Source organism: Streptomyces sp. NPDC058295 (assembly GCF_042880655.1).
GTDB classification, from domain to species: Bacteria; Actinomycetota; Actinomycetes; order Streptomycetales; family Streptomycetaceae; genus Streptomyces; species Streptomyces coriariae.
Map to the genome: position 1 here is coordinate 64,789 of NZ_JBHVYO010000006.1, position 26,826 is coordinate 91,614.

25 protein-coding genes are annotated in these 26,826 nt (G+C 71.6%); 10 read left to right on the top strand and 15 right to left on the bottom strand.

The window, feature by feature from the left end; translation table 11 throughout:
• The first annotated feature begins 73 nt into the window (after positions 1-73).
• Positions 74-2,095, top strand: coding sequence for an MFS transporter (locus tag ACFVYS_RS08450; RefSeq protein ID WP_389500023.1), 2,022 nt, complete (start codon positions 74-76; stop codon positions 2,093-2,095).
• On the opposite strand, the gene ACFVYS_RS08455 is transcribed toward ACFVYS_RS08450, so the two are convergent.
• Positions 2,096-3,007 (bottom strand): hypothetical protein, encoded by a 912-nt coding sequence (locus tag ACFVYS_RS08455; protein ID WP_389500025.1) that lies wholly within the window; start codon positions 3,005-3,007, stop codon positions 2,096-2,098.
• 76 nt (positions 3,008-3,083) lie between these two features.
• Between ACFVYS_RS08455 and ACFVYS_RS08460 the strand changes: the two genes are divergently transcribed.
• Together ACFVYS_RS08460 and ACFVYS_RS08465 are read left to right on the top strand one after the other, a co-directional pair.
• Entirely contained in the window at positions 3,084-3,869 is a 786-nt protein-coding gene (locus ACFVYS_RS08460) for an SDR family oxidoreductase (protein WP_389500027.1), read from the top strand.
• 138 nt (positions 3,870-4,007) lie between these two features.
• Positions 4,008-5,576, top strand: coding sequence for a sodium:solute symporter family protein (locus ACFVYS_RS08465; protein WP_389500029.1), 1,569 nt, complete (start codon positions 4,008-4,010; stop codon positions 5,574-5,576).
• On the opposite strand, the gene ACFVYS_RS08470 is transcribed toward ACFVYS_RS08465, so the two are convergent.
• Entirely contained in the window at positions 5,573-6,691 is a 1,119-nt protein-coding gene (locus tag ACFVYS_RS08470; RefSeq protein ID WP_389500031.1) for an ADP-ribosylglycohydrolase family protein, read from the bottom strand. The two genes, ACFVYS_RS08465 and ACFVYS_RS08470, sit on opposite strands and share 4 nt — an antisense overlap.
• Positions 6,692-6,818: 127 nt before the next feature.
• Between ACFVYS_RS08470 and ACFVYS_RS08475 the strand changes: the two genes are divergently transcribed.
• Positions 6,819-7,346, top strand: a complete 528-nt coding sequence (locus ACFVYS_RS08475; protein ID WP_389500033.1) for a DUF2165 domain-containing protein — start codon at positions 6,819-6,821, stop codon at positions 7,344-7,346.
• A 31-nt stretch (positions 7,347-7,377) separates the two neighbouring features.
• Here the strand turns inward: ACFVYS_RS08475 and ACFVYS_RS08480 are convergent, their stop codons facing one another.
• Positions 7,378-7,965 (bottom strand): hypothetical protein, encoded by a 588-nt coding sequence (locus tag ACFVYS_RS08480; protein WP_389500035.1) that lies wholly within the window; start codon positions 7,963-7,965, stop codon positions 7,378-7,380.
• Between the two features lie 195 nt (positions 7,966-8,160).
• Positions 8,161-10,764, bottom strand: coding sequence for a bifunctional FO biosynthesis protein CofGH (locus tag ACFVYS_RS08485; protein WP_389500037.1), 2,604 nt, complete (start codon positions 10,762-10,764; stop codon positions 8,161-8,163).
• Between the two features lie 179 nt (positions 10,765-10,943).
• On the opposite strand from ACFVYS_RS08485, the gene ACFVYS_RS08490 reads away from it, so the two are divergent.
• Positions 10,944-11,663 (top strand): hypothetical protein, encoded by a 720-nt coding sequence (locus ACFVYS_RS08490; RefSeq protein ID WP_389500039.1) that lies wholly within the window; start codon positions 10,944-10,946, stop codon positions 11,661-11,663.
• A 20-nt stretch (positions 11,664-11,683) separates the two neighbouring features.
• Here ACFVYS_RS08490 and ACFVYS_RS08495 read toward each other — a convergent pair whose 3' ends face one another.
• Positions 11,684-12,529, bottom strand: coding sequence for an LLM class F420-dependent oxidoreductase (locus ACFVYS_RS08495; protein ID WP_389500041.1), 846 nt, complete (start codon positions 12,527-12,529; stop codon positions 11,684-11,686).
• A 177-nt stretch (positions 12,530-12,706) separates the two neighbouring features.
• Positions 12,707-13,498, bottom strand: a complete 792-nt coding sequence (locus tag ACFVYS_RS08500) for a hypothetical protein (RefSeq protein ID WP_389500043.1) — start codon at positions 13,496-13,498, stop codon at positions 12,707-12,709.
• Positions 13,499-13,726: 228 nt separating this feature from the next.
• On the opposite strand from ACFVYS_RS08500, the gene ACFVYS_RS08505 reads away from it, so the two are divergent.
• Positions 13,727-14,617, top strand: a complete 891-nt coding sequence (locus tag ACFVYS_RS08505) for a DUF4344 domain-containing metallopeptidase (RefSeq protein WP_389500045.1) — start codon at positions 13,727-13,729, stop codon at positions 14,615-14,617.
• Between the two features lie 372 nt (positions 14,618-14,989).
• Here ACFVYS_RS08505 and ACFVYS_RS08510 read toward each other — a convergent pair whose 3' ends face one another.
• Together ACFVYS_RS08510 and ACFVYS_RS08515 are read right to left on the bottom strand one after the other, a co-directional pair.
• Positions 14,990-15,457: a protease inhibitor I42 family protein gene (locus ACFVYS_RS08510; protein WP_389500047.1), complete on the bottom strand. Its 468-nt coding sequence runs from the start codon at positions 15,455-15,457 to the stop codon at positions 14,990-14,992.
• A gap of 59 nt (positions 15,458-15,516) precedes the next feature.
• Positions 15,517-16,131: an ALF repeat-containing protein gene (locus tag ACFVYS_RS08515; RefSeq protein ID WP_389500326.1), complete on the bottom strand. Its 615-nt coding sequence runs from the start codon at positions 16,129-16,131 to the stop codon at positions 15,517-15,519.
• A gap of 280 nt (positions 16,132-16,411) precedes the next feature.
• On the opposite strand from ACFVYS_RS08515, the gene ACFVYS_RS08520 reads away from it, so the two are divergent.
• Entirely contained in the window at positions 16,412-16,900 is a 489-nt protein-coding gene (locus ACFVYS_RS08520; protein ID WP_389500049.1) for a nuclear transport factor 2 family protein, read from the top strand.
• On the opposite strand, the gene ACFVYS_RS08525 is transcribed toward ACFVYS_RS08520, so the two are convergent.
• Complete coding sequence (locus ACFVYS_RS08525; RefSeq protein WP_389500051.1) at positions 16,897-17,739, bottom strand: endonuclease/exonuclease/phosphatase family protein; 843 nt, start codon at positions 17,737-17,739, stop codon at positions 16,897-16,899. The two genes, ACFVYS_RS08520 and ACFVYS_RS08525, sit on opposite strands and share 4 nt — an antisense overlap.
• A gap of 83 nt (positions 17,740-17,822) precedes the next feature.
• On the opposite strand from ACFVYS_RS08525, the gene ACFVYS_RS08530 reads away from it, so the two are divergent.
• The 3 genes from ACFVYS_RS08530 to ACFVYS_RS08540 are packed head-to-tail and all read left to right on the top strand — an operon-like array spanning position 17,823 to position 18,773.
• Positions 17,823-18,218 (top strand): nitroreductase/quinone reductase family protein, encoded by a 396-nt coding sequence (locus ACFVYS_RS08530; protein ID WP_389500053.1) that lies wholly within the window; start codon positions 17,823-17,825, stop codon positions 18,216-18,218.
• Positions 18,219-18,246: 28 nt separating this feature from the next.
• Positions 18,247-18,477 carry a hypothetical protein gene (locus tag ACFVYS_RS08535; RefSeq protein WP_389500055.1) on the top strand — a complete coding sequence of 77 codons (231 nt, stop codon included), beginning with the start codon at positions 18,247-18,249 and terminating at the stop codon, positions 18,475-18,477.
• Entirely contained in the window at positions 18,474-18,773 is a 300-nt protein-coding gene (locus tag ACFVYS_RS08540) for a type II toxin-antitoxin system PemK/MazF family toxin (RefSeq protein ID WP_389500057.1), read from the top strand. Before ACFVYS_RS08535 ends, ACFVYS_RS08540 begins: the two co-directional genes overlap by 4 nt.
• Before the next feature lie 21 nt (positions 18,774-18,794).
• On the opposite strand, the gene ACFVYS_RS08545 is transcribed toward ACFVYS_RS08540, so the two are convergent.
• The 6 genes from ACFVYS_RS08545 to ACFVYS_RS08570 all read right to left on the bottom strand — a co-directional run bounded on the left by ACFVYS_RS08545 (position 18,795) and on the right by ACFVYS_RS08570 (position 26,639).
• Positions 18,795-20,207, bottom strand: a complete 1,413-nt coding sequence (locus ACFVYS_RS08545) for an aldehyde dehydrogenase family protein (RefSeq protein WP_389500059.1) — start codon at positions 20,205-20,207, stop codon at positions 18,795-18,797.
• A gap of 233 nt (positions 20,208-20,440) precedes the next feature.
• Positions 20,441-22,171 carry an amidohydrolase family protein gene (locus ACFVYS_RS08550; RefSeq protein WP_389500061.1) on the bottom strand — a complete coding sequence of 577 codons (1,731 nt, stop codon included), beginning with the start codon at positions 22,169-22,171 and terminating at the stop codon, positions 20,441-20,443.
• A gap of 164 nt (positions 22,172-22,335) precedes the next feature.
• Positions 22,336-23,454 carry an LLM class flavin-dependent oxidoreductase gene (locus ACFVYS_RS08555; protein WP_389500063.1) on the bottom strand — a complete coding sequence of 373 codons (1,119 nt, stop codon included), beginning with the start codon at positions 23,452-23,454 and terminating at the stop codon, positions 22,336-22,338.
• A gap of 112 nt (positions 23,455-23,566) precedes the next feature.
• Positions 23,567-24,337, bottom strand: coding sequence for an SDR family NAD(P)-dependent oxidoreductase (locus ACFVYS_RS08560; RefSeq protein WP_389500328.1), 771 nt, complete (start codon positions 24,335-24,337; stop codon positions 23,567-23,569).
• A gap of 113 nt (positions 24,338-24,450) precedes the next feature.
• The gene (locus tag ACFVYS_RS08565) at positions 24,451-25,374 is read right to left on the bottom strand and encodes an LLM class F420-dependent oxidoreductase (protein WP_389500065.1); all 924 of its coding nucleotides are present in this window, start codon (positions 25,372-25,374) and stop codon (positions 24,451-24,453) included.
• Positions 25,371-26,639 (bottom strand): amidohydrolase family protein, encoded by a 1,269-nt coding sequence (locus tag ACFVYS_RS08570; RefSeq protein ID WP_389500067.1) that lies wholly within the window; start codon positions 26,637-26,639, stop codon positions 25,371-25,373. Before ACFVYS_RS08570 ends, ACFVYS_RS08565 begins: the two co-directional genes overlap by 4 nt.
• Positions 26,640-26,826: the final 187 nt, after the last annotated feature.

Below are 26,826 nucleotides of genomic sequence, written 5' to 3' on the forward strand. Positions count from 1 at the left end.
GGACGCAGCCGTGAAGCGGACGCGAACGGCATGCGGCCGAGAGCAGAAGACGGGACACGGGGAGTGCCTTCAGGTGGCCACTGCGGAGCCGACACGCGCCGACGACACCGGTCCGGACCCGGACGCCGGCGCGCGACCGAGAGTGCCCGCCCCACAGTCGGGCGACCACGACCGTGACGACCGCGGCGAACGTGCCGACCACGGCGCGATGGTAGAACTCGAGCGGGACCACGTTCCGGACCCCGAGGCGGCCCACAGCCGCGCGGACGGCCCTACGGACAGCCGCGCGGACGGCCGTACGGACGATCCGGTGGACGGCCGTACGGGCGACGCGGGCCCTGCGCGTGAGCCGTCCCGGGTGAGGTCCGCGTTCGACCGGGTGGGCGGGTGGCTGCGACGCCACCCGGTGCTGTCCATGACGGGACTGTCCGGTGTCCTGCACCTCGTCTGGTTCTTCACGTTCGCGAACAGTGGTGGCGACCTCGCGGCGCAGGACGCCTGGGCCGAGTTCGTCGGCCGGCACCCCGACTCCGCGTACAACCTCGCCTGGTACGGCGGCATGCACCCGGTGTCGTACAGCATGGTGTCGCCGTATCTGATGTCCCTGCTCGGCGTCCGGACGACGATGATGATCGCCGGGACGCTCTCGGCGGGGCTGCTCACCCTGATCCTGCTGCGCTGCCGACCGGTGAAGAACCCGTGGTGGCCGGCGCTGGCCGGGGTCTTCGCCCTGCTGTGCAACGCGGCTTCCGGGCGCGTGACGTTCGGGCTCGGCAACACGTTCGCGCTGGGCGCGGTCGCCGTCGTGTTCTGCTGGCCGTACCGCTGGCGCTACAAACGCTGGGCGAAGGCGCTGTGCGCCGCCCCGCTCGCCGCGCTCGCCACGATGGGTTCGCCGGTGGCGGGGCTCTTCGTGGGGCTCGTCGCCGCCGCGCTGTTCCTCCAGAAGCGGCGGCCGGGCGCGTGGGCGCTGGGCCTCGCGCCGACGGTCGTGGTCGCCCTGTCCGCCTGGCTGTTCCCGTTCTCCGGCACCCAGCCGATGTCCTTCGGCTCGGCGTCCCTGCCGCTGCTGTCCGCGGTGGCCGTCTTCGCGCTCGTTCCGCGCGACTGGAAGACGGTACGGATCACCTCGGCGGTGTACGGGCTCGGGGTCCTGCTGGTGTGGCTGATCAGCTCGCAGATCGGGTCCAACATCACGCGTCTCGCGATGCTGTTCACGGGCGTGGTGCTGATGGCGGCGCTGCCGTTCGCCGTGCCGCGCAGCCGCAAGTGGTACGCGATCGTCGTGGCGTTCCTCGGGTTCGTGGGCTGGATCGGCTTCAAGTCGGTCGACGACGTCCTGCGCACCACCCCGGCGGCCTCCTGGGCACGCGAGCTGGCGCCGCTCGTCAACGAACTCCAGGAGATCGGCGCGGAGAAGGGGCGGGTGGAGGTCGTACCGGCCCGCTCGCACCGCGAGGCGTCCGCGCTCGCGCCGTACGTCAACCTCGCCCGGGGCTGGAACCGCCAGGCCGACATGGAGCGCAACCCGCTCTTCTACGACGACACGCTCAACTCGGCGAACTACCACGAGTGGCTCCAGCGGTGGGCCGTGCACTTCGTCGTCGTCCCGAAGGAGGCGCTGGACGGGGACGGCGGCGAACGGGAACGGCAGCTGGTGCAGCGGGGGCTGCCGTATCTGGTGCAGATCTGGGGTGACGCCAACTGGCAGCTGTTCAAGGTCACCGACCCCGCCTCGCTCGCCGAGCCGAACGCCGTGGTGCAGCGGGCCAAGCAGGACGAGATGACGATCGACGTGAAGAAGGCGGGGCGGATCCTGATCAAGATCCCGTACTCGCCGTGGCTGAGCGTCGTCGACGCGGAGGGCAAGAGCCTGAAGCCGCCGCGGCAGACGGACGCGTCCAAGCACCGGGCGGAGGGGGAGCCGAAGACGTACGACAACGTCGACGGGTGCCTGTTCGAGACGGAGGAGGACGCGGAGGGGGACAAGTGGACCATGCTGGTCGCGCCGAAGGCGGGGATCTACCGGCTGGCCGCGCCCTATCAGCTGCCCCGGGGCACCCCGTGTCCGGACGAGCTGAAGAAGCAGCCGTGATCAACGGAGCCGATCCACGTACCGGTCCGTTCCCGGGATCGTAGGGACGAACGGCGCCACCAGCTCCACCCTGCCCAGTCCCGACTCCGCCACCGCCTCGGCCAGGCCCGTGAAGTGGGGGTCCCAGCAGTTTCTCGGGTCCGATTCCAGGAACCAGAGCAGGGTCAGGCGGGTGTCGACGCCCTCGACCTGCTTGACGTAGGTCATGCGGTCGCCGGGCAGCGGGGTGGGGCGGAAGACGGTGACCATGGCCGTCGGGGAGCCCGCCACCCGCTTGGGGAGGTGGCGGGCGCGCAGCCACTCCAGGAGTTCGGCCCGCTGCCGCGCCGAGTCGGTGTCGATCACCTCGAGCACCAGGCCCGCGTACGGGTGGTCCAGGGCGTGGAAGTCGCGGGGGCCGGCGGCGCCGTCCCGGTAGACGGTCGTCTCGTGGTCCTGGAACGCGGTGAAGACGTGGGTGCGGTCCTGGTAGACGCGGGCGTCCCGGTTGAGGCGCTTGTTGATGGCGACCGTCCACTTCATGTGGTCGTCGTAGCGGCCGTCGGTGATCCAGTAGGTGGAGAGGTAGCAGCCGGCGGTGACCGGCTGGGCGATCGCCGACTTCTCCGGCCGGCGCAGCAGCTGGAGGTCGCGGGTCGCCACCCACCTGCGGCCGGCGTACATCCAGGGCATCGCCATCGCGCCGGCGTAGTAGTGGTCGTCCTCGTACCAGCGGTTGTAGGCGTACTCGTGGCCCGGGTGCGGTTCGACCATGGTGATCAGGGCATGGCCGGGGCGCACCCCGTAGGGGCCGACGGCGGCCAGTTCGGCGTACGTCTCGCTGTGCGTGTCGCTGTGCGTGTCGCTGTACGTCTCGCTGTGGGTGTCGCCGTGCGTGCCGTTGCGTTTGTCGCTGTGCGTCTCCTCGCGCATGCTCTTCCCCATCCTCGGTGACTGGCCCATACTCTGACGCTCCGTCAGATAATGCGCCAGAGTCCAGGGGGTCCCGATGTCACTGCTCACCGGCAAGACCGTCGTCGTCTCGGGAGTCGGCGCCGGGCTCGGTCACCAGGTCGCCGCCGCGGTCGTCCGGGACGGCGGGAACGCCGTGCTGGGGGCGCGGACCGAGGCGAATCTCGCGAAGAGCGCGGCCGGGATCGATCCCGAGGGGGCGCGTACGGCGTACCGGGTCACCGACATCACCGACGAGCGGAGCTGCGAGGCGCTCGCGGGGCTGGCGCGGGAGCGGTTCGGCGGGATCGACGCCGTGGTGAACGTGGCGGCCTGGGACTCCTACTTCGGCGGGGTCGAGGACGCCGACTTCACGACCTGGCAGTCGGTGATCGACGTGAACCTGCTGGGGTCGCTGCGGATGACGCGGGCCTGTCTGGCGGGGCTGCGGGTGCGGGGCGGGTCGGTGGTGTTCATCGGGACGCAGTCCGCCGTGGCGGCCCCCTCGCAGGTGCGGCAGGCGGCGTACGCGGCCTCCAAGGGGGCGCTGACCAGCGCCATGTACTCGCTCGCGCGGGAGTGGGGGCCGCACCGGATCCGGGTCAACACCGTGCTGCCGGGATGGATGTGGGGACCGCCGGTGCAGGCCTACGTCCAGTTCACCGCACAGACGGAGGGAGTGCCGCAGGAGGAGGTGCTGGGGCGGCTCACCGAGCGGATGGCATTGCCCGAGCTGGCGACGGACGGGGATGTGGCGGACGCGGCCGCGTTCCTGGCGTCGGACCGGGCGCGGGCGATCACCGGACAGTCGTTGCTGGTCAACGCCGGGGAGCTGATGCGCTGAGTTCATATAGATGAACGCGAACCACCATACCGAATTCCTTTACCTCCCTTTGACCTTACGGTTACTTGTCGTGTTCACGCGGCAGCGCCCACGATGAGCGCCGGACTGAACGCCGGTCTGAACCCTGGGAGGGCGCACATGAACGGTCTCGACTGGGCCGTGCTCATCGGCTATTTCGGCGTGATGGTCGCGATCGGCGTCTGGTCGCACAAGCGCGTCGACAACGTGAGCGACTTCTTCACCGCCGGCGGCAGAATGCCCTGGTGGCTGTCCGGCATCTCGCACCACATGTCGGGCTACAGCGCGGTGATGTTCACCGGGTACGCGGGCATCGCCTATACCTACGGCGTCACCTCCTTCGTCACCTGGTCCTTCCCCATCGCGCTCGGCATCGCCATCGGCTCGAAGCTGTTCGCGCCGCGCATCAACCGACTGCGGTCGCGGCTCCACGTGGCTTCCCCGCTGGAGTATCTGAAGAACCGCTACGACCTCAAGACCCAGCAGGCACTGGCCTGGTCGGGGATGCTGCTGAAGATCGTGGACGTCGGCGCGAAGTGGGCCGCCATCGCGACCCTGCTCTCCGTCTTCACCGGGATCTCCCTCAACCAGGGCATCCTCATCACCGGCGCGATCACCGCCGTCTACTGCACGATCGGCGGGCTGTGGGCGGACGCGCTGACCGAACTCGGCCAGTTCGTCATCCAGTTGCTGGCCGGCGTCGCGATGTTCGTCGCCGTCGTACTGAAGCTGAACGACAAGGGCATCGGGTTCCTGGACGCCTGGGACCAGCCGGCGCTCCAGGGCCACGACAAGCCCCTGGTCGCCCAGTACGGCACGGTGTTCCTGCTCGCGTTCCTGTTCATCAAGCTCTTCGAGTACAACGGCGGCATGCTCAACCAGGCCCAGCGGTACATGGCCACGGCCGGTCCGAAGGAGGCCGAGCGCTCCGCGCGGCTGTCGGCGGTGCTGTGGCTGGTCTGGCCGCTGGTGCTGTTCTTCCCGATGTGGATGTCACCGCTGCTGGTCACGTCGAACAAGCCGGACGGCTCCGACTCCTACGCCCTGATGACCGAACAGCTGCTGCCGCACGGTCTGCTGGGGCTCGTCATCGTCGGCTTCTTCTCCCACACGATGGCCATGTGCTCGTCCGACGCCAACGCCATCGCCGCCGTCTTCACCCGGGACTGCGCGCCGGTGATCTGGGCCAGGGCGCGGGAGTGGAACCAGCGGTCGGGGCTGATCGCGGCGCGGGTGGCGACCGTCGTCTTCCTCGGGCTGTCGATGGCGGCGGCCACGCAGGTCAACTCCCCCGCCTTCAAGGACATCATCACGGTCGTCATCAAGTGGGTGGCCGGCCTGATGGGCCCGATGGCGATCCCGATGATGCTGGGCCTGCTGCGCCCGTTCCGCCGCTCCGGCCCGACGGCCGCGCTGACCAGCTGGTCGATGGGTCTGCTGGCCTTCTGGCTGGTCAACTACCCGATCAACTGGAACGTCGACGGCGGAGTGCCGCTCCAGTACCAGGTGTCGATCCCGCTGGCCGTGTCGCTGGTCCTCTACATCCTCATCGGGTTCATCAAGCCCGAGGACACCCCGGAGCGCCTGGCGATCATCGAACAGATCAACACGGACGGGGACGGCAGCGCTTCGGCCGCCGCGCAGGTGCCGCGGCCCAAGGACGAGGTCCCCACGGCGGTGACGGACTAACCGCCCCTGGGGTACCGGGCCATCCAGCCCGGTGACGCCCCGGCGGGACCGTGCAGGGCAGGCCCCTGGGTCATCTCCATGGCGAAGTCGTCGGCCAGTTCCAGGATCGTGGGGCGGCCCTCCAGCTCGGCCAGCCAGGCCGGCGGGAGGGCCGTCTCGCCGTGCAGGGCGCCGAGCAGGCCGCCGGCGAGGGCGGCGGTCGGCCCCGAGGGCGCGCCGTGGTTCACCGCGAGCCGCAGCCCGTGCCGGACGTCCTCCGCGACGAGCGCGCAGTAGACGGCACCCGACAGCACGGCCTCCGCGGTCCCCGCGCCCGCGAGCTCCTCCACCCGCGCAGGACCCGGCAGCCCCTGCCGTACGGCGCCCAGCGCGCGCTGCAACGCCTCCGACACCGTCTCGTGTCCCGGCCGCGCGGCGAGCAGGGCGAGCGCCCGCTGCACCGCGCCGTCGAGACTCTCGCCGCAGGCCAGCGCGTGCACGGTGACGGCGTACGCGGCCGCCGCGAGGTACGCCGTGGGGTGGCCATGGGTCTGGGCGGCGCACTCGACGGCGAGCTGGGCGACGAGTTGCGGCTCCCAGCCGACGAGCAGCCCGAAGGGCACCGACCGGGGAACCACCTCGGGCCCGGCCGCGCCGGGGCTCTTGGGCGAGTCCAGGGTGCCCATGACCTCGTCGCCGAGCCCCAGCAGCAGCGTCCGGGTCGGATCGCGCCGGGCGTACAGCCACTCCTCGCGGGCCAGCCAGCCGTCGTCCTTGCGGCGCAGGTCGGGCCCCCAGTCGCGCTGGGTGGCCGCCCATCTCAGATACGCCCGGTGCAGATCGGTCGGCGGATGCCAGGCGCCGGTGTCCCGCCGCACCTGGGCACGGATCAGCCCGTCCACGGTGAACAGGGTCAGCTGGGTGAGATGGGTGACCGCGCCGCGCCGCCCGTGCGCCGGGACCAGGTCCACGATCCCCTCGGGCCCGTGCGCCTGCCGGAGCTCCTCGATCCCGAGCCCGTCGACGGGCGCCCCGAGGGCGTCCCCGACGGCCGCGCCCAGCAGCGTGCCACGCACCCGGCTGCGGAAGTCCTGCTGTTCGGCACGGCCCCAGACGGGCCCGGCAGTCGCACCCACCCAGTCCTCCCGCACCGTGCGTACATACGACGTCCGTCACTGTAATCGAACAGCGCTCCGTTCCGGCCCGGTGCACGTGCTGTCCGGTGGAGGGGTGATGAAGACCTGGTGGGGTAAGGACACCGGCATGACCACCCCCACCACACGTATCCCCCACGCGTCACGCGTGCTTCCGCTCACCGCCGCCCTCCTCACCGGGACGGTCGCGCTCTACATGCTTCTCGTCGCCTTCGGGAACATCACGGACTTCGGCACCAACCAGCAGTTCGTGCGGCATGTGCTGGCGATGGACACGACGTTCAAGGACGACGACGTGATGTGGCGGGCGGTGACGAGCAAGGGGCTTCAGGACACCGCCTATGTCGCGATCATCGCGTGGGAGACCGTCGCGGGCGTGGTGCTGGCCGCCGGGACGTGGTTCTGGGCGCGGCGGGACGACATACGCGGCCGGTCGCTGTCCACGTACGGGCTGGTCATGGTGATGCTGCTGTTCGGCGCCGGGTTCATCGCGATCGGCGGGGAGTGGTTCTCGATGTGGCAGTCGGACACCTGGAACGGGCTGGACGCGGCGACCCGGGCCTTCCTGTTCGCCGGGGTCGTGCTGATCGTGAACCAGCTACCGACCGGGGCGGCACAGGACGACTCACGGGCGTGACGTGAGGGCGTGACGTCCGGACTTCCGGGACCTACTCGACGACCCTGACCTTCGTCCCCGTCTCGCCGAACGCCCACAGCGCCGTCCCGTCCGCCTTGGCCATCCGGATGCCGCCGGTCTGCGTGCCGGCGGCGGCCGGGGGCGGGGAGGAGCCGTCGACGGCGTTGGAGAAGGCGATGTTGACGCCCGAGGTGGCGGAGAAGTAGACGATGTGCTCGATCGCCACACCGTCGGAGCCCGTGGTGGCGTCCTTGCGGAGCGAGACCGTGAAGCTGCCGACGGCCGGGTCCACCGTGCCGGGCCAGACCGTGAAGGTGCGGCGGGCCGTGTCGTCCGCGTCGACCAGCCAGACCCGGTGCTGCTCCAGCGAGTAGACGATCCGCCGGCCGGTGCCCGAACCGGCGGGCACCTCGGCCGCCTTGGGGGTGGCCGACGGTTTCGGTGAGGCCGAGGGCTGCGCGCCCGCCGACGCCGAGGCGTTCGGACGGTTCGCCGCCGACGCCGTCGGGTGCGGGCCCTGTTCGGCCTGCGCCGTCAGGAAGACCACCGCCGCGATCGCGCCGGTCGTCAGGCCGGTGACCCAAACCCAGGAGGGAAGCCGTCGGGCAGGCACGGGCACGCATCTCCTCAGCTACGGGACCCCTCCGATCGGGGCCCGATCATCGTACTGCGAGGGGCCCGCTCCCCGGTCCCTGAGTGGACCCTGACTGGTCCCTGAAAGGTCCCTGAATGGCCCCTCTGCGCTCCCTGAGCGGTCCCCCGGTGCCTCCCCGAGCGGCCCGTGGTGGTCCCCGGTGCCGTCCGGGTGATCCCCTCAGTCCAGCACCGGCAGCAGTTCCGGCAGATGCCCGTCCGACGCCGAGGCCGCCCGCCGCCGCTCCTCCGGCACCTCGCCGTACAGCGTCGTACGCGGCCTGGCCGGGCGGCCCGCCGCGTCCGCGACCGCGATCAGGTCCTTGACGGACTTGTAGGAGCCGTACGACGAGCCCGCCATCCGCGAGATCGTCTCCTCCATCAGCGTGCCGCCCAGGTCGTTCGCTCCCGAGCGGAGCATCTCCGCGGCCCCCTCCGAGCCCAGTTTCACCCAGCTGGTCTGGATGTTGGGGATGTGCGGGTGCAGCAGCAGCCGGGCCATCGCCGTCACCGCCCGGTTGTCCCGCATGGTCGGACCGGGGCGGGAGATGCCCGCCAGGTACACCGGCGCGTTGGTGTGGATGAACGGGAGGGTGACGAACTCCGTGAAGCCGCCGGTCCGCTGCTGGATCCCGGCGAGGGTCCGCAGGTGGCCCAGCCAGTGCCGGGGCTGGTCGACATGGCCGTACATCATCGTCGAGGACGACCGGATGCCGAGCTCGTGCGCCGTCGTGACGACCTCGATCCAGGTCGCGGCCGGCAGCTTGCCCTTGGTCAGCACCCAGCGGACCTCGTCGTCCAGGATCTCGGCCGCCGTGCCGGGGATGGAGTCGAGCCCGGCCTCCTTCGCCGCCGTCAGCCACTCGCGGATCGACAGTCCGGTGCGGGTCGCGCCGTTGACGACCTCCATCGGCGAGAAGGCGTGCACATGCATGCCGGGGACCCGCTCCTTCACCGCCTTCGCGATGTCGAAGTAGGCCGTGCCGGGCAGGTCCGGGTGGATGCCGCCCTGCATGCAGACCTCCACCGCGCCCAGTTCCCAGGCCTGTTGGGCGCGGTCGGCGACCTGGTCGAGGGAGAGCGTGTACGCGTCGGCGTCGGTGCGGCGCTGCGCGAAGGCGCAGAAACGGCAGCCCGTGTAGCAGACGTTGGTGAAGTTGATGTTCCGCGTGACGATGTACGTGACGTCGTCGCCGACGGTCGAGCGGCGCACGTCGTCCGCGATGCGGGTCAGGGCGTCCAGGGCGGGGCCGTCCGCGTGGAGCAGGGCGAGGGCCTCGTCGTCGGTGAGCTTCGTCGGATCGTCGGCGGCCGTCGCGAGGGCCTGGCGTACGTCCGTGTCGATGCGCTCCGGCGCCATGCCGGGGGCGGCCGCCTCGCGCAGGGCGCCCCAGTCGCCGTACACCTCGTCGAAGTCGTCGCGGCGGTCGGAGGTCCGGCCGTCGGTGTCGATGGTGCGGTGCAGGTCGGTACGGCCGGACGGCACGAACACCTCCTCCGGCTCCTGCCAGGGGCGGCCCTCGACGACGGCGTCCGGCACGGCCAGCCCCGTCTCCGGGTCGCCCAGCGCGCGGACGTGCGGCAGCAGCCGCGGGTCGAGCCACGGCTCGCCGCGCCGGACGAACTCCGGGTACACGCAGAGACGTTCCCGCAGCTCGAAGCCGACGGCGGCGGACTTCTCGGCGAGTTCCTCGATCTGCGGCCAGGGGCGCTCGGGGTTGACGTGGTCGATGGTGAGCGGGGAGATCCCGCCCCAGTCGTCGATCCCGGCCCCGATCAGCCGCTCGTACTCGCTGTCGACGAGGTTGGGCGGGGCCTGGAGGTTGGCGGCCGGGCCCATGATGTGGCGGGCCACGGCCACGGTCGCGACCAGCTCGTCGAGTTCCGCGTCCGGCATGCCGCGCATCGCGGTGTCCGGCTTGGCGCGGAAGTTCTGGATGATCAGCTCCTGGACGCCGTGGTAGGCGCGGGAGATCTTGCGCAGCGCGAACAGCGACTCGGCGCGCTCCTCGTAGGTCTCGCCGATGCCGATCAGGATCCCGGAGGTGAACGGGACGGAGGAGCGGCCGGCGTCCTCCAGGACGCGCAGCCGGACGGCCGGCTCCTTGTCCGGGGAGCCGTGGTGGGGGCCGCCGGGCTCGGACCACAGCCGGGTGGCGGTGGTCTCCAGCATCATGCCCATGCTGGGCGCGACGGGCTTCAGCCGCTGGAAGTCGGTCCAGCTCATCACCCCGGGGTTGAGGTGCGGCAGCAGTCCCGTCTCCTCGAGGATGCGGATGGAGATGGCGCGGACGTAGGCGATGGTGTCGTCGTAGCCGTGCGCGTCGAGCCACTCGCGCGCTTCCGGCCAGCGGTCCTCCGGCTTGTCGCCGAGGGTGATGAGGGCTTCCTTGCAGCCGAGCGCGGCACCGCGCCGGGCGATGTCGAGCACCTCGTCGGGCGACATGAACATCCCGTGTCCGGCCCGGCGCAGTTTGCCGGGGACGGTGACGAAGGTGCAGTAGTGGCACTTGTCACGGCAGAGCCGGGTGAGCGGGATGAAGACGCTCTTCGAGTACGTGATGACACCGGGCCGCCCGGCCGCCTCCAGTCCGGCGTCCCGCACCCGGGCGGCGGAGGCGGTGAGGTCCTCCAGCTGCTCGCCGCGCGCCTGGAGCAGCACGGCCGCCTCGCCGACGTCCAGGGCGACGCCGTCACGGGCCCGTTTGAGAGCGCGACGCATGGAGTTCTCGGTGGGGCCGGGGGTCGGGCCTGGGCCGGTTCCGGAGGTCGCGGAAGTCGTCATCCATCGAGCATACGATCACGTTTTCCGAGCCTGGGGCGGGACCGGGGCCCGGAACGGAACCGGCAGCGGCACCGGGGCCCCGGCCCGGACCCGGCGCCGCGCACTCTGAGTACGCGTACCCAGCCCCGTACGCAGCCGTACCGATGCCCCGCGCGCCCCGGCCGACCTACGGTCGCCGCATGCCCGAGGAGATCACCACCGCCACCGCCACCACCCCCGCACCCGCACCCGCACCCGCATCCGCCTCCGCCGCGACCGGCCGTACCGCCGCGCAGGCCTTCGGCATCGGCTGCGCGGTGCTCGTCGCCGTGCCGCTGGTCCTCGTCGTCGCCTTCGCCGGCTGGATCGCCGTGGTGACGAAGGACGCGTCGGACTTCCCGCGCGTCGCACCCGAGGAGATGGTGACCCGCGCGGTCGACCGCTCCCGGGAGGCGTACGACGTCCTCGGGTTCACCCGCACCATCAGGCCCGGTGTCGAGGAGATCGGGGTCTCCACCGAGAACACGGTCGGCTCGGACTACTGCTACCGGGGCGGTCTGACCGACGAGACCGTCGAGGGCGCCTACCGCGTCGGTCACAGCTGGGCGCTCGACCACGTCCCCGCCGAGCAGGCGGTCCCCGGTCTGCGCCGGCTGCGCGACCATCTCGAGGACACCGGCTGGGACATCACCTCCTACCGGGAGAACGTCTCCGGGGACTACTGGGCGCTGTACGCCTCGCGTTCGGACGGCGACGAGCGCATGTCCTTCCAGTGGTTCGCGGACCGCGACTACTTCACCGGCGGCACCTCCACGCCCTGCGCCGTGGACCCGGGTTGGCGGCAGGGCGACGACGAGCCCGCCGGGGACCAGCTGTGGCCGCCCGACTTCGGGCCGTCGGCCAAGAAGAACGGGTCCTGACGGTACGGCGCGAACGGGCCCTACAGGTACGGCGCGAACTCGTCCAGTGCGCGCAGCGCCTCCGCCTCTCCCACCGGCGGCAGCTGCACCACGACCTCCTCGATGCCCAGCTCGGCGTAGTACGCGAGCTTGCCGGGGGACGGCTGGACGGCGTACGGCACGACCTGGAGGGCGTCCGGCTCGCGGCCCGCGTCCGCCCACGCCGAGCGCAGCACGGGAAGCGCCTCGGACAGGCCGCGGCCGCCGATCGGCAGCCAGCCGTCGGCGTACTCGCCGATGTGCGAGAACAGCTTCGGTCCCGCGGCGCCGCCGACGAGGGTGCGGGGGCCGGTGACCGGCCCGCGCGGCTTCTGCACGGGCTTGGGGTACGCGGTGCTGGCGCGGACGCTGCCGTACTCGCCCTCGTACGCCGTCGGTTGCTCCGCCCACAGGGCCTGCATCAGCCGCATCCGGTCCCGGACCAGCTCGCGGCGGGTGCGCCACTCGACGCCGTGGTCGGCGGCCTCCTCCACGTTCCAGCCGTAGCCGAGGCCGAGGGTGAGGCGGCCGCCCGACAGGTGGTCGACGGTGGCGATCTGCTTGGCGAGGTCGATCGGGTCGTGCTGGGCGACGAGCGTGATGCCGGTGCCGAGGCCCAGCGTCTCCGTCACCGCCGCCGCCTGACCGAGGGCGACGAAGGGGTCGAGGGTGCGGCCGTACTCGCGGGGCAGGTCGCCGCCGGCCGGGTAGGGGCTGGTGCGCTCGACGGGGATGTGCGTGTGTTCGGGCAGATAGAGCCCGGCGAAGCCGCGCTGCTCCAGCTCACGGGCGAGGCGGGTGGGGGTGATCGTCTCGTCGGTGAGGAAGATCGTGACGGCGATGCGCATGGGGGGCCTTTCGCTGCGTACGGCTCTGTCGACGGCGTCGTCGCGGGTGACTTCCCATCTGTACCTGCGGAACGATCCACTGTCCATACCGACTGGTCGGCATCAACCATCGGGGGGCCATCCCGAGACATCCGCTCCCCCGCGTTCTCCCGCCTGCCCTCGGTACGCCGTACGCCGTCAGAACGCGCCCGGGGTGTCCAGCGGCCACCTGTCCGGCTCTGGCGGAGGGCTGTAGGCCATGGCCCGGTCGAGCCGCTCGCGCTGCGCCGCGTCGAGGGCGGCCTCGGCCGGGTGCGGCGGGAGTGCTCGGCAGTACTCCGCGAACCGGTACCGGCGCTCCGGCCACCCGATCATCACCACCACGTGCAGAACCAGCGCGAACACCACCCACGTCAGCAGACCCGCGATCACGCCCGCCGCGATCTCGGCCACGTTCGCGGCGAACATCCCGCTCGCGTACATCAGTTGGGCGGCGAGCCACCCCGCGAGCAGCGCGGCGACCACGATCGCGGCCATCTGGACGCCGTCCCCGTCGTGCTCGGACCAACGCGGCCATCCGGCGTCCTCGGCGCGCAGGAAGGGGTCGCGCCGTCGGCGGTGCTCGGCGTCCACGTACAGCCAGTTCAGCGGCCACGGCCCGGCGTGCCCGCGCAGCGTGACCAGCACGGCGGCCGGGACCGGATGCTCCGGCGTCCGGGCGGTGTCGGCCCCCTCGCCGGTGACCGACACCCGCCCGTCCTCCTCGATCCGGATCAAACCGGCCAGCAGCAGTTCGGCGGCGCCGGCCCGGTCCGCGCCCTGCTCACCACCGGCCGTGGCAGCCGCGTGGTACGGGTCCACGCGCGCCCCGTCCACCTGCGCGACGGCGATCCGGTCGGCCCGGTCACGCAGCCACCACAGCACGCCGAGCACGGCGTACACCCCGCCGAAGACCGCCAACACCGTCATGAGCAACTCGACTTGACTCACGGCACGCTCCCTCTCGGACGGGGGCGCCGACATGGAACGACGGCGGGGACGACGGCAGGAACTCGGCGGATCAGCTCACGTGCCGGAGTTCCCCGTCCCACGACGGAAGCATGTGCGCAGTGCGCTCGTTCGTGCGAACCCGTGACAACGCGACGGCATACTCGGCAACGCCGTAACCGAGCTGCCACGCAGTCGACTTGAGTCCGCTTGGGGTGAAGGGGGAGTGTGATGCCGATGCGCACGAGCGGGGACGGGAGCGTCCGCAGGCAGGGGCGGGGCCGCGCTGCCCTGCGATCCGCGACACTGCCACTGGCCCTCGTCCTCACCACCGCCTGCCAGACGAACGCGGCCGACGGCCCGAGCACCGCTGCACCGAGCTTCACCGTCCGCTATGACCAGCCGTCGAGCCCGGACGCGGACGACGCGGCGTTCGTCCGGGAACGGCGGCTGCCGGAGGAGGCCGTGCGGCACGTCACCGCTCTTGTGCGGCTGAACCCGCCGGTCGTGATGACCGTTCGGTCCTGCGCCGGTGAAGGGCCCTCCTACGACCCCCGGAGCCGCGAAGTGGAGATCTGCTACGACGAGATCTCCGAGACACGGCGCCTCTATCAGGACGCCGGCCAGGGGCTCTCCGACGACGCCCTGTCCGCCGTCCTGCTGGAATCGCTGTTCCACGAGAGCGCACACGCCGTGATCGACGTACTCGACCTCGCGGTGAGGGGCAAGGAGGAGGACTTCGCCGACCAGTTCGCCGCCCTCATGCTGCTCCGCCAGGGGGCGCAGGGAGAAGGGCGACTGCTCGACGTCGCCGAGACATGGCGGCTGTCCGCGATCACCTACGAGAACGAGGACGAAGGTCAGCAGGACGAACACTCCTCGGACCACCAGCGCGCCGTCGACCATCTCTGCTACCTCTACGGAGCCGCCCCGGCGAACCACGCAGACGTGATCGGCGCGGACGCCCTTCCCGCGGGCCGGGCACGCGGCTGCGCACGGGAGTGGCGGAGAGCGCGGGCCGCATGGATGAACGCCCTGGGGCGACGTGCCGAGAGCGCCGACGCCTCCGCTGCCCGGCCCGTCGGCGGCCTTCACGAATCCGGTGCACCCGGGCGGGCGTGACGGCGGCCGAGGGGGCTCGCGCCGGAGTGCATCCAGGCCGCCCCGGAGGCCGGCACCTTCTCACCGGAAGTTCTGACCGCGCTGCACGCAGCCGTCGAAGGCCCGGGCGGGCTGGTCGACTCCCCTGCCACCCCGCGCTTCGCCGTGATCACGATCGAGCGCGCCACGGATCCGGCCGCCGTCGAGAACGCGCTGGACGCCTGGGCCGGTCATGTCGGCCAAGTGGCATGGTGGTTCGGAAACGGTGACGCCGACGAGTAAGGACCCAGGGGGAGGCTCAGCCCACCACCTGGGGACGAGCGACCGAGTCCGCCGACCCCGCCCGCTGCGTCCTCACCACCCCCGCCGCGTTCGCCGCGTTGCTCACCGCGCTCAGCGCACGGTGACCCCGTAGGTGACCCGCTCCGGTTCGGCCGTCGGGGACGGGGACGGGGACGGACTGGCGGCGCCGCCGCAGGCGGCCGTCTCCGCCGTGGGGAACGTGCAGTGCAGCAGCACGATCCGGGTGCTGCCCCGGCCGGTGGCCTCGAAGGTGAGGACGAGGGTGCCGCCGCCGCCGACCGACTTGCCGTCGTCGGCCGGCTCGTAGGTGCGGTCGGCGGCACGGACCACCGACGCGTCCGGCTGCGGGGCGACCACGAACCAGTGCTCGCGGGTGGACGCGTTCTCCGGGACGGAGAGCGTGAAGCGCTCGCCGACCTCGGCGGTGATGCTCAGGTCCTGCGTGGGGTGACGCGTGGGCCCGTCCGCACCGGAGCCCGACGCGCAGCCCGCCACCAGCGTGACGGTGCAGAGTGCCGCCGCGACGGCCCGCGTGCCCCTGCTCGACCTGGCCGTCATCGGCTCCCCCGTTTCGATCTTGACCGCCGGGAGAGTAACACCCGCCCGGCGGACCCTTCCTAGCCGTCGACCTCGTACCGGCCGACCTCCAGGAAGTACCGCAGCTCCTCCGGCGTCCCGTCGATGACCTCCTCGGCGGCCGCGCGCAGGGCGGCGCTGATCTTCGGGTCGGCCAGGATGCGGGCCACGGCGACGCGGTCGTCCTCGGCCCGGGCCAGGCGGAACCCGGTCTCCAGGAAGGCGCGCAGAGCCTCCGGGGTGCCGGCGTCGAGGGCCTTGTTGGCCTCCCGGACGACCCCCCTGCCGGAGTTCACGTCCGCCAGGATGCGACCGATGGCGACGGCGTCGTCCTCGGCCTGGGCGAGGCGGTAGCCGGTCTTCAGGAAGGTGCGCATGTCCTCGGCGGTGCCGTCGAGGGCCTCGCCGGCCTCCCGGAGGACCCTCCTGCCGCTGTCCTTGTCGGCCAGGATGCGCGCGATCGTGACACGGAGTTCCTCCTCGGACATCTCGTCCACCGGCGTATCGGTCGTCACCACCGACGCCGTCGTGGTCGTCGCCGAGACCGTTGCCGCCGTCGTGCCGGTGGCGAACGCCGGAGTGGTGAGGAGCAGGGCCGGCGTCAGGGCGGTGGCCGTGACGAGCAGGGCGGCACGGCGCCGTCTCGGGGATCTCATGAAGCTCATGGGTGGGTGCCTCCGTGGTCGGGCGGTGGTACGAAGATCCTCGCCGCTGCGCGCCATCGATGTCATTGCCGGATGCCGGCAGTCCTCGTCGGCTTTCGTTGCCGTACCCGTACCCGTACCCGCACCCGGTCGGCCGCTCGACGGGATGCACAACTCCCTGCGCGAGCAAGGCGGTTACCTCGGAGGTAATCGCTCCGAGCCGGCTCCGCCGGTGATGATGGCGGCCTCGTCGCGTCAGTGGGACGCGGCACCCGCATCGGAAGGATCCACCGTGTCCTCAGCCACGCACACGACCCCCCGCGCCGTGGTCCAGGAACTGCTGCGCCGGATCGGCGAGGGCGACCCCGAGCGCATCGCGGAGCTGTACGCCGAGCAGAGCGACTGGAAGCTGGCCTGGCCGGAGGACGAGCACGGTCGTGCGCGGAGCGCCACCCCGTGGATCCGTCAGCGGGCCACCCGTGCCGACGCCGCCGCCCACTACCGCGAGCTCGTCGAGCACCACGTGCCCGGGCAGGCGGCCACCGGGATCGAACGCGTCCTCGTCGACGGTGACGACGCGGTCGTGCTCGGCGAGATCCGCCAGACCGCCCGCTCCACCGGGCGGGCCTATCGCGCCCGGTTCGCACTGCACCTCACGATCGAGGGCGGCCTGGTCACCCGGCACCACGTGTACGAGGACAGCCTCGCCGTCGCCCGCGCCTTCGGTACGGGGACGGAGGGGACGGGAGAGAAGGGGGAGACGGGTCGGGCGACGGTCTAGATGATCGCCGTCTCCTCCTCCGCCAGGTCGGCGACCACCGCCGCGTGGTCCGAGGGCCAGACGCCGTCCACGGGGCCGTGGCCCGCGCGGCGGATGTGCCGGACATGGCCTTCGCCGACCGGGCCGGGCGGGCCCACGTGGATGTAGTCGATGCGGACGGCGGGTTCCAGCACGCGGGCCGCGTAGGGGTTCTCGGGGGCCCAGGTGGCGGCGGGGGCGGTCGGGTCGGCGTAGTCCCAGGCGTCGTAGAGGACCTGCCCGGGGACGGCCGACGCGGTCCTCGTGCCGCCGAAGAGGCGCACCTCGTCGGAGTCCGGCCAGGCGTTGAAGTCACCGGTGACGACGGGCGGGAAGGGCGTGCCGTCGCGGTGCCGGGCGACGAGTTCCGCGAGGGCGGTGACCTGGGCGCGGCGGACCGCCGAGGCGTGGCCGGCCGAGGTGAGGTGGGTGGTGAAGAAGGGGATGTCGAAGGAGGGGGCGGCCACGCGCGCGTAGAGGGCTGCGCGGCCGTCGGCCAGGTCGGGGGGCGCGGGCAGGAGCAGCGTCTCCCGTTCCACCACCGGCCAGCGGCTCAGCACCGCGTTGCCTATGTCGACCGAACCGGCGTCGGGGTCCGTGATCCGCTTCCGCCAGCGTTCGGGGGCCGGTGACGGAGCCCAGGTGCAGTGCAGACCGAGTTCGTCGGCCAGCCACTCGGCGAGGTTCTCGGCGCCGGCCGCCCACACCTCCTGGAGGCCGACCACGTCGGGGTCCAGCTCGCGCAGGACGGCCAGGATGGCCTTCTGGCGTTCCCGCCAGGGACCGAACCGCCACCACAGGTTCCAGGTCACCACGCGCATGTGCAGCTACCCGCTCTCGTCGCGCCGACGGCGTCGGGGACCATTGAAGCAACAAACCTGTGCGCGAAGGAGTCCTACGGATCATGACCCGTTCCAGCGACCTCCGTTTCCGCGCGACCACCGCCCTCCAGCGGTACGTCGCCAACCCCCTCATGCGCCGCCTGCCGTTCCACACGCTCCTGGAGACCACGGGCCGAGTCTCCGGCCTGCCCCGGCGCACCCCGCTGGGCGGCCGCCGGGTCGGCGACGTCTTCTGGCTGGTCTCGGAGTTCGGCGAGCGGTCGCAGTACGTCCGCAACATCCAGGCCGATCCGCGGGTGCGGGTGAGGATCGGTGGGCAGTGGCACCACGGCACCGCCCACCTGCTGCCCGACGACGACGCGGTGGCCCGCCTGCGCACCCTGCCCAGGGCCAACAGCGCGGCGGTACGGGCCCTGGGGACGGGGCTGCTCACCATCCGGGTGGATCTGGCGGGGTGAGTCATCATGCCGGTCGTATGATGAAGCCATGACGGTGAACATGACGATGAGCCTGCCGGACGACGTGGCTTCCTTCGTGAAGGCCAAGGGCAACGCATCCGCGTACACGGCCCGCATACTGCGTCAGCAGATGCTCGCCGAGCAGTTGGAGAAATCCGCGCAGCTGCGAGCCGAGGCCGGCATCGTGACGACGACCGCCGAACCCTCCGAGAGCGAGGAGGCGACCTTCGAGCGATGGGGCCGGGTGGCGGGGCGGTGAAGCGGGGCCACATCTACGAACTGGCCTTCGCCGGAGGACCGGCGCACGTTCTGGTGATCTCCTCAGACGCCCTCAACGCCCAGCACAAATCGGCGACGTGCGTACTGGTCTATCCCCAGCAGGTGCGCGAGTCGACACTTGTGGACATCCCCGTGAGTTCACCCTCGGCCGGCACGATCGTGCTCGGCGAGTTCCGGACCCTGTCCGCCGTTCGGTTCACGGAGGATCTGGGTGCTGTGGACGAGCGGATCATGGAAGCGGTCGAGATCGGCCTACGTGCGGTGTTCGACCTGTGACGGCCGGCGTGTGAAGCGTTCTCACCCCGGCCACACGATCGCCTGCACCTCGCTGTACGCGTGCAGGGCGTACGAGCCGACGTCCCGCCCGACGCCGCTCCGCTTGAACCCTCCGAACGGGGCCTCCATGTTGCGGCCCACGGTGTTGATGCCGACGCCGCCGGCCCGGAGCCTGCGGGCGACCCGGAAGGCCCGGGCCACGTCCGCCGACCAGACGTAGTCGATCAGGCCGTAGTCGCTGTCGTTGGCCAGGGCGATGCCCTCCTCCTCCTCGTCGAAGGGGATGACCGTGACCACCGGGCCGAAGATCTCCTCCCGCGCCACCCGCATGTCGTTCGTGCAGTCGGCGAGGAGGGTGGGAGCGACGTAGAAACCCCGCTCCAGCGGCGGGCGTTCGCCACCCGCGACGACCACCGCCCCTTCCTTCCGGCCGAGTTCGACGTACGACTCCACCCGGTCCCGATGCGCGGCCGAGATCACCGGGCCGACCACCGTGTCCGGGGCGCGGGGGTCGCCCACCGGCAACCGGCCCGCGTACGCCGCGAGGTGCTCCACCAGCCGGTCGTACACCCGGCGCTGTGCCAGCACCCGCGTCGGGGCGGTGCAGATCTGGCCGCTGTAGAAGGAGAAGGTGGTGCCGATGCCGGCCACCGCCGAGGCGAGGTCCGCGTCGTCGAGGACGACCGCCGCGCCCTTCCCGCCCAGCTCCATCAGCTGGCGCCGCATGTCCCGGCCGCACACCTCGGCGATGCGCTGCCCGACCGCCGTCGAGCCGGTGAAGCTCACCATGTCGACGTCCGGCGACGACACCGCCGTCTCGCCGATCTCGACGGCCCGCCCGGAGACGACGTTCACCACCCCGCGCGGCACGCCCGCCGCCTCCAGCGCCTCCGCCATCCGGTAGACGGACAGGGGGTCCTGCGGCGCCGGTTTCACGACCACCGTGTTGCCCATGGCGAGTGCGGGGGCGACCTTTCCGGCCGGGTTCGCCCACGGGTTGTTGTAGGAGGTGACGCAGGTGACGACCCCGACCGGCTGCCGTACGGCGACCGCGCCCATCACGCCCGCCCTCCCCATCGGCCCGGCCTCGTTGACCTGCGGCGCGATCGGCCACTCGGCGGGCTCCACGCGCGCGTAGCGCCGGAAGCGGGCCACCCCCACCCCGACCTGCATCCCGCGCGCGGTGCCGGTCGTGGCGCCGGTCTCCGCCTGGGCCAACTCGGCGTACGGCAGCAGCCGGGCGCGCATGATGTCGGCCGCTCGGGCGAGGATCGCCGCCCGTTCCTCGGGCGAGGTGCGCGACCAGGGCCCGAAGGCCTCCCGGGCCGCCGCGCAGGCAGCGCGCACCTGCTCCCGGGAGGCCTCCGGAGCCAGACCGACGGTCCCCTCGGTCGCCGGGTCGACGACCTCGTAGTGCCCGCCGTCGGGCTCCACCCAGACACCGCCGACGAACAGCCGCTGCCCGCCGGACCCGTGGGGCCCACCGGACCCCTGGGACCCGCCAGAGCCGTGGAACCCGCCGGACCCCTGGGACCCACCGGACCCCTGGGACCCACCGGACCCCTGGGACCCACCGGACCCCTCGGAGCCTCCGGACCCCTCGGAGCCTCCGGACCCCTCGGAGCCTTCGGACCCGCGAGATCCGTCGGTCGTGCCGCTCCCGTTCGTCACCTGGTGCTCACCGTCCTGGTGTCCCGCCCCGAGCGCAGCACCCGGCCCGGGACGGCGCCCGTCACCACGTCGTCGCGGATGGCCGCCACGCCGTTGACCCAGACCGCCCGCACGCCGATCGCCTTCGAGTCCAGCCGCGGGCTGTCGCCCGGCAGGTCGTGCACCAGGGTGGCCTTGCCGGCGTCGATCCGCTCCGGGTCGAACAGGACGAGATCCGCATGCCAGCCCTCCCGGATCCGGCCCCTCTCGCGGAGGCCGAACAGCCGCGCCGGGTCGTCCGTCAGCATCTTCACCGCCTGCTCCAGGCCCGCGAGCTTCCGGCCGCGCAGACAGTCGCCGAGGAAGCGCGTGGTGTACGGCGCCCCGCACATCCGGTCCAGGTGCGCGCCCGCGTCGGAGCCGCCGAGCAGCACGTCCTCGTGGCTCCAGGTGTCCGCCCGCAGCGCCCAGGAGTCCGGGTCGTTGTCCGTCGGCATGGGCCACAGGACTGTACGCAGTTCGTCGGCGGCGCAGATCTCGACCAGACAGGCGAAGGGGTCCAGGCCGCGTTCGGCGGCGATGTCGCGTACGACCCGCCCGGTGAGGCCCTCGTTCGCCGCGCTGTAGGTGTCGCCGATGACGTACCGGCCGAAGTTGGTCAGCCGCCGGAAGACGCCCGCCTCCTTGGAGTTCGCCCGCCTCAGCAGTTCCGCCCGCAGCTCCGGGTCCCGCAGCCGCTCGATCCGCTCCGGGACGGGCAGGCCGAGGACCGGCCCCCATCCCGGGATCAGGTTCAGCGCGCAGAACGTGCCCAGGGACATGTTCATCGGCGTGAGGATCGGCATGGTCAGCGCGACGACCCGGCCGCCGGCCTTCCGCGCCCGTTCGCTCGCCATGAGCTGCCGGGGCACGCGTTCCGGAACGGCCGCGTCGACGGTGAGGACGTTCCAGTTCAGGGGGCGTCCGGCGGCCGCGCTCATCTCCACGAACAGATCGATCTCGGCGTCGCTGAACTGGTCCAGACAGCCCGCCACGATCGCCTCGATCTGGGTGCCCTCGTGCTCGCCGACGGCCCGGGACAGCGCGAGCAGCTCCTCCGGCCGGGCGTGCCGGGAGGCGACCGGCTGCCCGTCGCCGTCGGAGTGGGTCGAGGACTGGGTGGTGGAGAAACCCCACGCGCCCGCGTCCATGGCCTCGTGCAGCAGCCGGACGATGTCGGCCAGTTGCTGCTCGCTCGGCTGCCCACCCACCGCGTCCGCGCCCATCACGTACCGGCGCAGCGCGCAGTGCCCCACCATGAACCCGGCGTTGACGGCGATCCGCCCCTCCAGCGCGTCCAGGTACTCCCCGAAGCCGTGCCAGCTCCAGGGCGCCCCCTCCTCCAGCGCGATCAGGGACATGCCCTCCACCTTGGACATCATCCGACGGGTGTAGTCGGCGTCCTCGGGACGGTCCGGGTTCAGCGGCGCGAGCGTGAACCCGCAGTTCCCGCCCGCGACCGTGGTCACCCCGTGGTTCAGGGACGGGGTCGCGTACGGGTCCCAGAAGAGCTGGGCGTCGTAGTGCGTGTGCGGGTCGACGAAGCCGGGGGCGAGGACGAGCCCGTGCGCGTCCTCGCTGGTCCGCGCCTCCTCGGTGACCGACCCGACCACGGCGATCCGCCCGTCCCGGATCCCGACGTCGGCGACGTAGGCGGGCGCACCGGTCCCGTCGACGACGGTCGCGCCTTTGATGACGTGATCAAGCATGAGGGCTCCTTATCGACTCCGATGCGATGGGCGCCCTGAAGGGGCGCGGGGCTGTACCGCTGTGCGGCTCCGCCGCGTGGGCGCGACCAGCCACGACGGAGTGGCAGCCGCCGAACGACCCGCAGCCCCAAGGCGATGACGCGCCCGCAAGTCCGCGACAGCGACTACGCGCCCTGGCGGAACCGGGTGGTGCGATGGACGGGATCCGTGTCGATCTTCGGAATGACCTGTTCACCGATCAGCCGGATCGTCTGGAGCGTCTCCTCCTTCGGCACGCCCACCGGCAGCCCGAAGGACAGCTGATCGGCCCCCGCCTGCTCCCACCGCTTGCACTGCCGCAGCACCTCGTCCGGGTCGCCGCAGATCAACAGCTCTTCCTCGACGAGGAGTTCGACGAACTCGGCGTTGTACTCGGGCAGCGTCTCCGGCCAGACCGGGAAGCCCTCGGGCCGGGGGAAGGTGTCGTGGTAGCGGAACACGAGCGAGGGCAGATAGTGCAGCCCGCCCTCGACGGCGATCCGGATCGCCTCGTCGTGCGTGGGCGCGCAGATCGCCGTCGTCGTCACCATCACGTTGTCGTTGACGAAGTCGCCGATCGGCTCGGCGTTCACCACCGCCGTCTTGTACTGCTCCAGCACCCACTCCATGTCGGAGACCTTCTGGATGCTGAAGCCGAGCACCCCGAGGCCCTTGCGGGCGGCCATCGCGTACGAGGGCGGGGACCCGGCCGCGTACCACATGGCCGGGTGCGACTTCCCGTGCGGCTTCGGCAGGATCTTGCGCGGCGGCAGCTGCCAGTGCTTGCCCTGGAAGCCGACGTACTCGTCCTGGAGCCACATCTTGGGGAACTCGGCGATGGTCTCCTCCCAGATCTCCTTCGTGTAGTTCATGTCGGTGATGCCGGGCAGGAAGCCGAGGATCTCGTGCGAGCCGGCGCCGCGTCCGCTGCCGAACTCGAAGCGGTTCACGGTGAGATGGTCGAGCATGGCGACCTTCTCGGCGACCTTCACCGGGTGGTTGACCTGGGCGAGCGGGTTGAAGATGCCCGAGCCGAGGTGGATGCGGTCGGTCGCGTGGGCGAGGTAGCCGAGGAAGACGTCGTTGGCGGAGAGGTGCGAGTACTCCTCCAGGAAGTGGTGCTCGGACGCCCAGGCGTACTTGAAGCCGGACTTGTCCGCCTGGATGACGTACTCGGTCTCCTCCATCAGCGCCTTGTGCTCGGCGAGCGGATCGGTCTCGGCGCGCTTGCCCACGTATCCCTGTACAAAGAGCCCGAATTCCACGGAGGTTCACCGTCCCGGTTCCTGGATCGCGATTAACTGACGGTCCGTCAGATTCAGCGGATGCCGCCGACTGTGGCACCGGGCTCCTGGATGGTCAATAGCTGACGAACGGTCAGATGACCGAAACCCCCGCCAGCCAGCCCCCGTCGATCACGAACGGCTGCCCGGTGATGTACGACGAGTCCTCCGAGGTGAGGAAGAGGGCGAGCCGGGCCACCTCGTCCGCGCGGCCGATCCGGCCCAGGGGTACGAGCTTGCGGTAGAGGGAGTCGAGGGCGCGGGTCGTCTCCTCGGGGTCGGAGTCCGGCTCCAGACGGGAGGGGTTGGACATCGCCGTGTCGACGGCTCCGGGACAGACCGCGTTGACCCGGATACGGCGGGGAGCCAGCTCCAGGGCCGCGACCCGGGTGAGGCCGAGCACCGCGTGCTTGGTCGCCGCGTAGGCACCCACGGCCGCCATGCCGGTGAGCCCGGTGTAGGAGGCGGTGTTGACGATGGTGCCGCCGTCGGACAGCTCCGGCGCGGCGGTCCGGATGCCCAGGAAGCAGCCGACCTGGTTGACCCGTACGACCTGCATGAACTCATCGAGAGGGGTGTCGACGAGGGCGTTGAAACGCAGGATGCCGGCGTTGTTGACGAGCCCGTCGAGATGGCCGTACGCCCGCTTGGCCTCCCGCACCGCCGCGGTCCACTCCTCCTCGACCCCCACATCGAGGTGGACGTACAGCGCGCCGATCTCCTCGGCGAGCGCCTTGCCCTGCTCGTCGAGCACGTCGGCGACGATCACCTCGGCGCCCTCCTGCCGGAACAGCCGCGCCTCCTGTTCGCCCTGGCCGCGCGCCGATCCGGTGACGAGAACCACCCGTCCGTCGAGCTTGCCCATGCCGGCTCCCTTCGCCTCGGTGGAGCTCAGCATCGTAGCGCCGTATCTGACGGAACGTCAGATACGTGCGCCGGGAAGGTGGGTGGGGAACCGGCGCACGTCGCGTCCCCCCTTCAGGACGCGCTGTCCAGCAGCGGCCCCACCTCGGCTCCGAACAGCGCGATCTGGTCGGTGAGTTCGGTGCGGCTCCGGCAGCGGAAGCGCACCTGGAGCTGGTGGACGCCCATCGCCCCGTAGGCCCGCAGCGACTCGGCGAGGACCTCGGGCGGCCCGGTGAGGGTGCGGCGGCCCACCTCCCAGCCGGGGGCGCCGACGTACAGCGGCTCGGTGATGGCGCCGACGGTGAGCGGTGTGTCGTCCCCGCGCAGCCGCCGCAGCGTCTCGATCTGCGCGGGCAGCCGGTCCCTCGGGTCGCCCTGGGGCAGCCAGCCGTCGCCCTTGAGGGCGGCCCTGCGGACGGCGGCCGGGGAGGAGCCGCCGACCCAGAGCGGCACCCGCGCCTGGGCCGGCCGGGGCCGCTGCCCGAGCCCCTCGAAGTCGTACGACTTGCCGTGGTGGGAGGGGAACTCGTCCGGCCCGAGCGCGGCGCGCAGCGCGTCGATCGTCTCGTCGAGCACGGCGCCCCGCCGCTCGAAGTCCACCCCCAGCGCCTCGAACTCCTCCCGCACGTGACCGGCTCCCACGCCGAGGATCAGCCGGCCGCCGCTGAGGTGGTCGAGGGTCGCGTACTGCTTGGCGGTGAGCAGCGGGTGGCGCAGGCCGACGACGGCGACGTGCGCGAGCAGCCGGACCCGGTCGGTCACGGCGGCCAGGTGGGCGAGGGTGGCCACGGGGTCGTACCAGACCGTGCTCATGGCCTCGGCCAGCCGGTGCGGGATCGCCACGTGGTCGCAGGCGGCGACATAGGCGAAGCCGGCGCGGTCGGCGGCGCGGGCGATCTCGACGAGGTCGGCGGGGCCCGCGTCCGCCTCCCAGGGTTCGGCGTAGAGCGTGGACTGGGACTGGACCGGGAGCTGGATGCCGTAGTCGAGACTCACCGCGGGCTCCAGAGACCGTCCGGGGTCAGCCCCAGCAGGTCGATCGCGTTGCCCCGTACGATCCGCTCGACCACGTCCGGCGCCAGGTGACCCATCTGCGCCTCGCCGACCTCACGTGACTTCGGCCAGGTGGAGTCGGAGTGCGGGTAGTCGGTCTCGTAGAGGACGTTCCCGACGCCGATGGAGTCGAGGTTCCGGAGGCCGAAGGCGTCGTCGAAGAAGCAGCCGAAGACGTGCTCGGCGAACAGCTCGGACGGGGGACGGTGGACCTTGTCCGCGACCCCGCCCCAGCCCCGGTTCTCCTCCCACACCACGTCGGCGCGCTCCAGGATGTAGGGGATCCAGCCGATCTGGCCCTCCGCGTACATCACCTTCAGGTTCGGGAAGCGCTCGAACTTGCCGCTCATCAGCCAGTCGACCATCGAGAAGCAGCAGTTGGCGAAGGTGATGGTGGAGCCGACGGCGGGCGGCGCGTCGGCGGAGGTGGAGGGCATCCGGCTCGACGAGCCGATGTGCATGGCCACGACCGTGCCGGTCTCGTCGCAGGCGGCGAGGAAGGGGTCCCAGTCGTCGGTGTGGACGGAGGGCAGGCCGAGGTGCGGGGGTATCTCGGAGAAGGCGACCGCGCGGACCCCGCGGGCGGCGTTGCGCCGGACCTCCGCCGCCGCCAGTTCGGCGTCCCAGAGCGGGATGAGGGTGAGCGGGATCAGCCGGCCCCGCGCCTGCGGGCCGCACCACTCCTCCACCATCCAGTCGTTGTAGGCGCGCACGCACAGCAGACCCAGCTCGTGGTCGGCGGCCTCGGTGAAGGTCTGGCCGCAGAAGCGCGGGAAGGTGGGGAAGCAGACAGCGGACTGGACGTGGTTGACGTCCATGTCGGCGAGCCGGGAGGGGACGTCGAAGGACCCCGGGCGCATCTGCTCGTAGGTGATGACCTCCAGCTTGATCTCGTCCCTGCTGAAGCCGACGGCGGTGTCCAGGCGGGTGAGGGGGCGGCGCAGGTCCTCGTAGATCCACCAGTCGCCGATCGGGCCGTCGTCGCCTGGCTCGCCCATGACGGGCTTGAAGCGGCCGCCGAGGAAGGTCATCTCCTTCAGCGGGGCCCGGACGACGCGGGGCCCGGTGTCGAGGTACTTCTTCGGGAGGCGGTCCTGCCAGACGGTGCTCGGCTCCACGGTGTGGTCGTCGACGGAGATGATCAGCGGGAGGTTCTCCGTGGCCTTCGCGGTCCTCGCGGTCTTCGCGGTCTCCAATGCGTTCTCCATGGGGGCACGGTAGCGCCGATCTGACGGATCGTCAGCTAGCGGGCGGGAGTCGGAGTTGATCGACTCTGTGGGGATGTGTGCACACCGGATGTGAGGGGTGTGTGGACTCCCGTGCACCTGCCGGGCAAGCTGACGCTTCCGGCATGGACAGGGCAAACTGGCCTAGTAGTTCGGATGCCTAAAGGGA

Excerpts from the sequence above, each read along its gene's own strand:
- ACFVYS_RS08495 (WP_389500041.1), bottom strand. The coding sequence starts at position 12,529 with ATGCGCATCGCCGTCACGATCTTCCTCACCGACGAGACGATCACCCCC.
- ACFVYS_RS08525 (WP_389500051.1), bottom strand. The coding sequence starts at position 17,739 with ATGCGCGTGGTGACCTGGAACCTGTGGTGGCGGTTCGGTCCCTGGCGG.
- ACFVYS_RS08490 (WP_389500039.1), top strand. The coding sequence starts at position 10,944 with ATGCCCGAGGAGATCACCACCGCCACCGCCACCACCCCCGCACCCGCA.
- ACFVYS_RS08530 (WP_389500053.1), top strand. The coding sequence starts at position 17,823 with ATGACCCGTTCCAGCGACCTCCGTTTCCGCGCGACCACCGCCCTCCAG.
- ACFVYS_RS08505 (WP_389500045.1), top strand. The coding sequence starts at position 13,727 with ATGCCGATGCGCACGAGCGGGGACGGGAGCGTCCGCAGGCAGGGGCGG.
- ACFVYS_RS08485 (WP_389500037.1), bottom strand. The coding sequence starts at position 10,764 with ATGACGACTTCCGCGACCTCCGGAACCGGCCCAGGCCCGACCCCCGGC.
- ACFVYS_RS08570 (WP_389500067.1), bottom strand. The coding sequence starts at position 26,639 with ATGGAGAACGCATTGGAGACCGCGAAGACCGCGAGGACCGCGAAGGCC.
- ACFVYS_RS08465 (WP_389500029.1), top strand. The coding sequence starts at position 4,008 with ATGAACGGTCTCGACTGGGCCGTGCTCATCGGCTATTTCGGCGTGATG.
- ACFVYS_RS08560 (WP_389500328.1), bottom strand. The coding sequence starts at position 24,337 with ATGGGCAAGCTCGACGGACGGGTGGTTCTCGTCACCGGATCGGCGCGC.
- ACFVYS_RS08475 (WP_389500033.1), top strand. The coding sequence starts at position 6,819 with ATGACCACCCCCACCACACGTATCCCCCACGCGTCACGCGTGCTTCCG.
- ACFVYS_RS08515 (WP_389500326.1), bottom strand. The coding sequence starts at position 16,131 with ATGAGATCCCCGAGACGGCGCCGTGCCGCCCTGCTCGTCACGGCCACC.
- ACFVYS_RS08510 (WP_389500047.1), bottom strand. The coding sequence starts at position 15,457 with ATGACGGCCAGGTCGAGCAGGGGCACGCGGGCCGTCGCGGCGGCACTC.
- ACFVYS_RS08535 (WP_389500055.1), top strand. The coding sequence starts at position 18,247 with ATGACGGTGAACATGACGATGAGCCTGCCGGACGACGTGGCTTCCTTC.
- ACFVYS_RS08455 (WP_389500025.1), bottom strand. The coding sequence starts at position 3,007 with ATGCGCGAGGAGACGCACAGCGACAAACGCAACGGCACGCACGGCGAC.
- ACFVYS_RS08550 (WP_389500061.1), bottom strand. The coding sequence starts at position 22,171 with ATGCTTGATCACGTCATCAAAGGCGCGACCGTCGTCGACGGGACCGGT.
- ACFVYS_RS08460 (WP_389500027.1), top strand. The coding sequence starts at position 3,084 with ATGTCACTGCTCACCGGCAAGACCGTCGTCGTCTCGGGAGTCGGCGCC.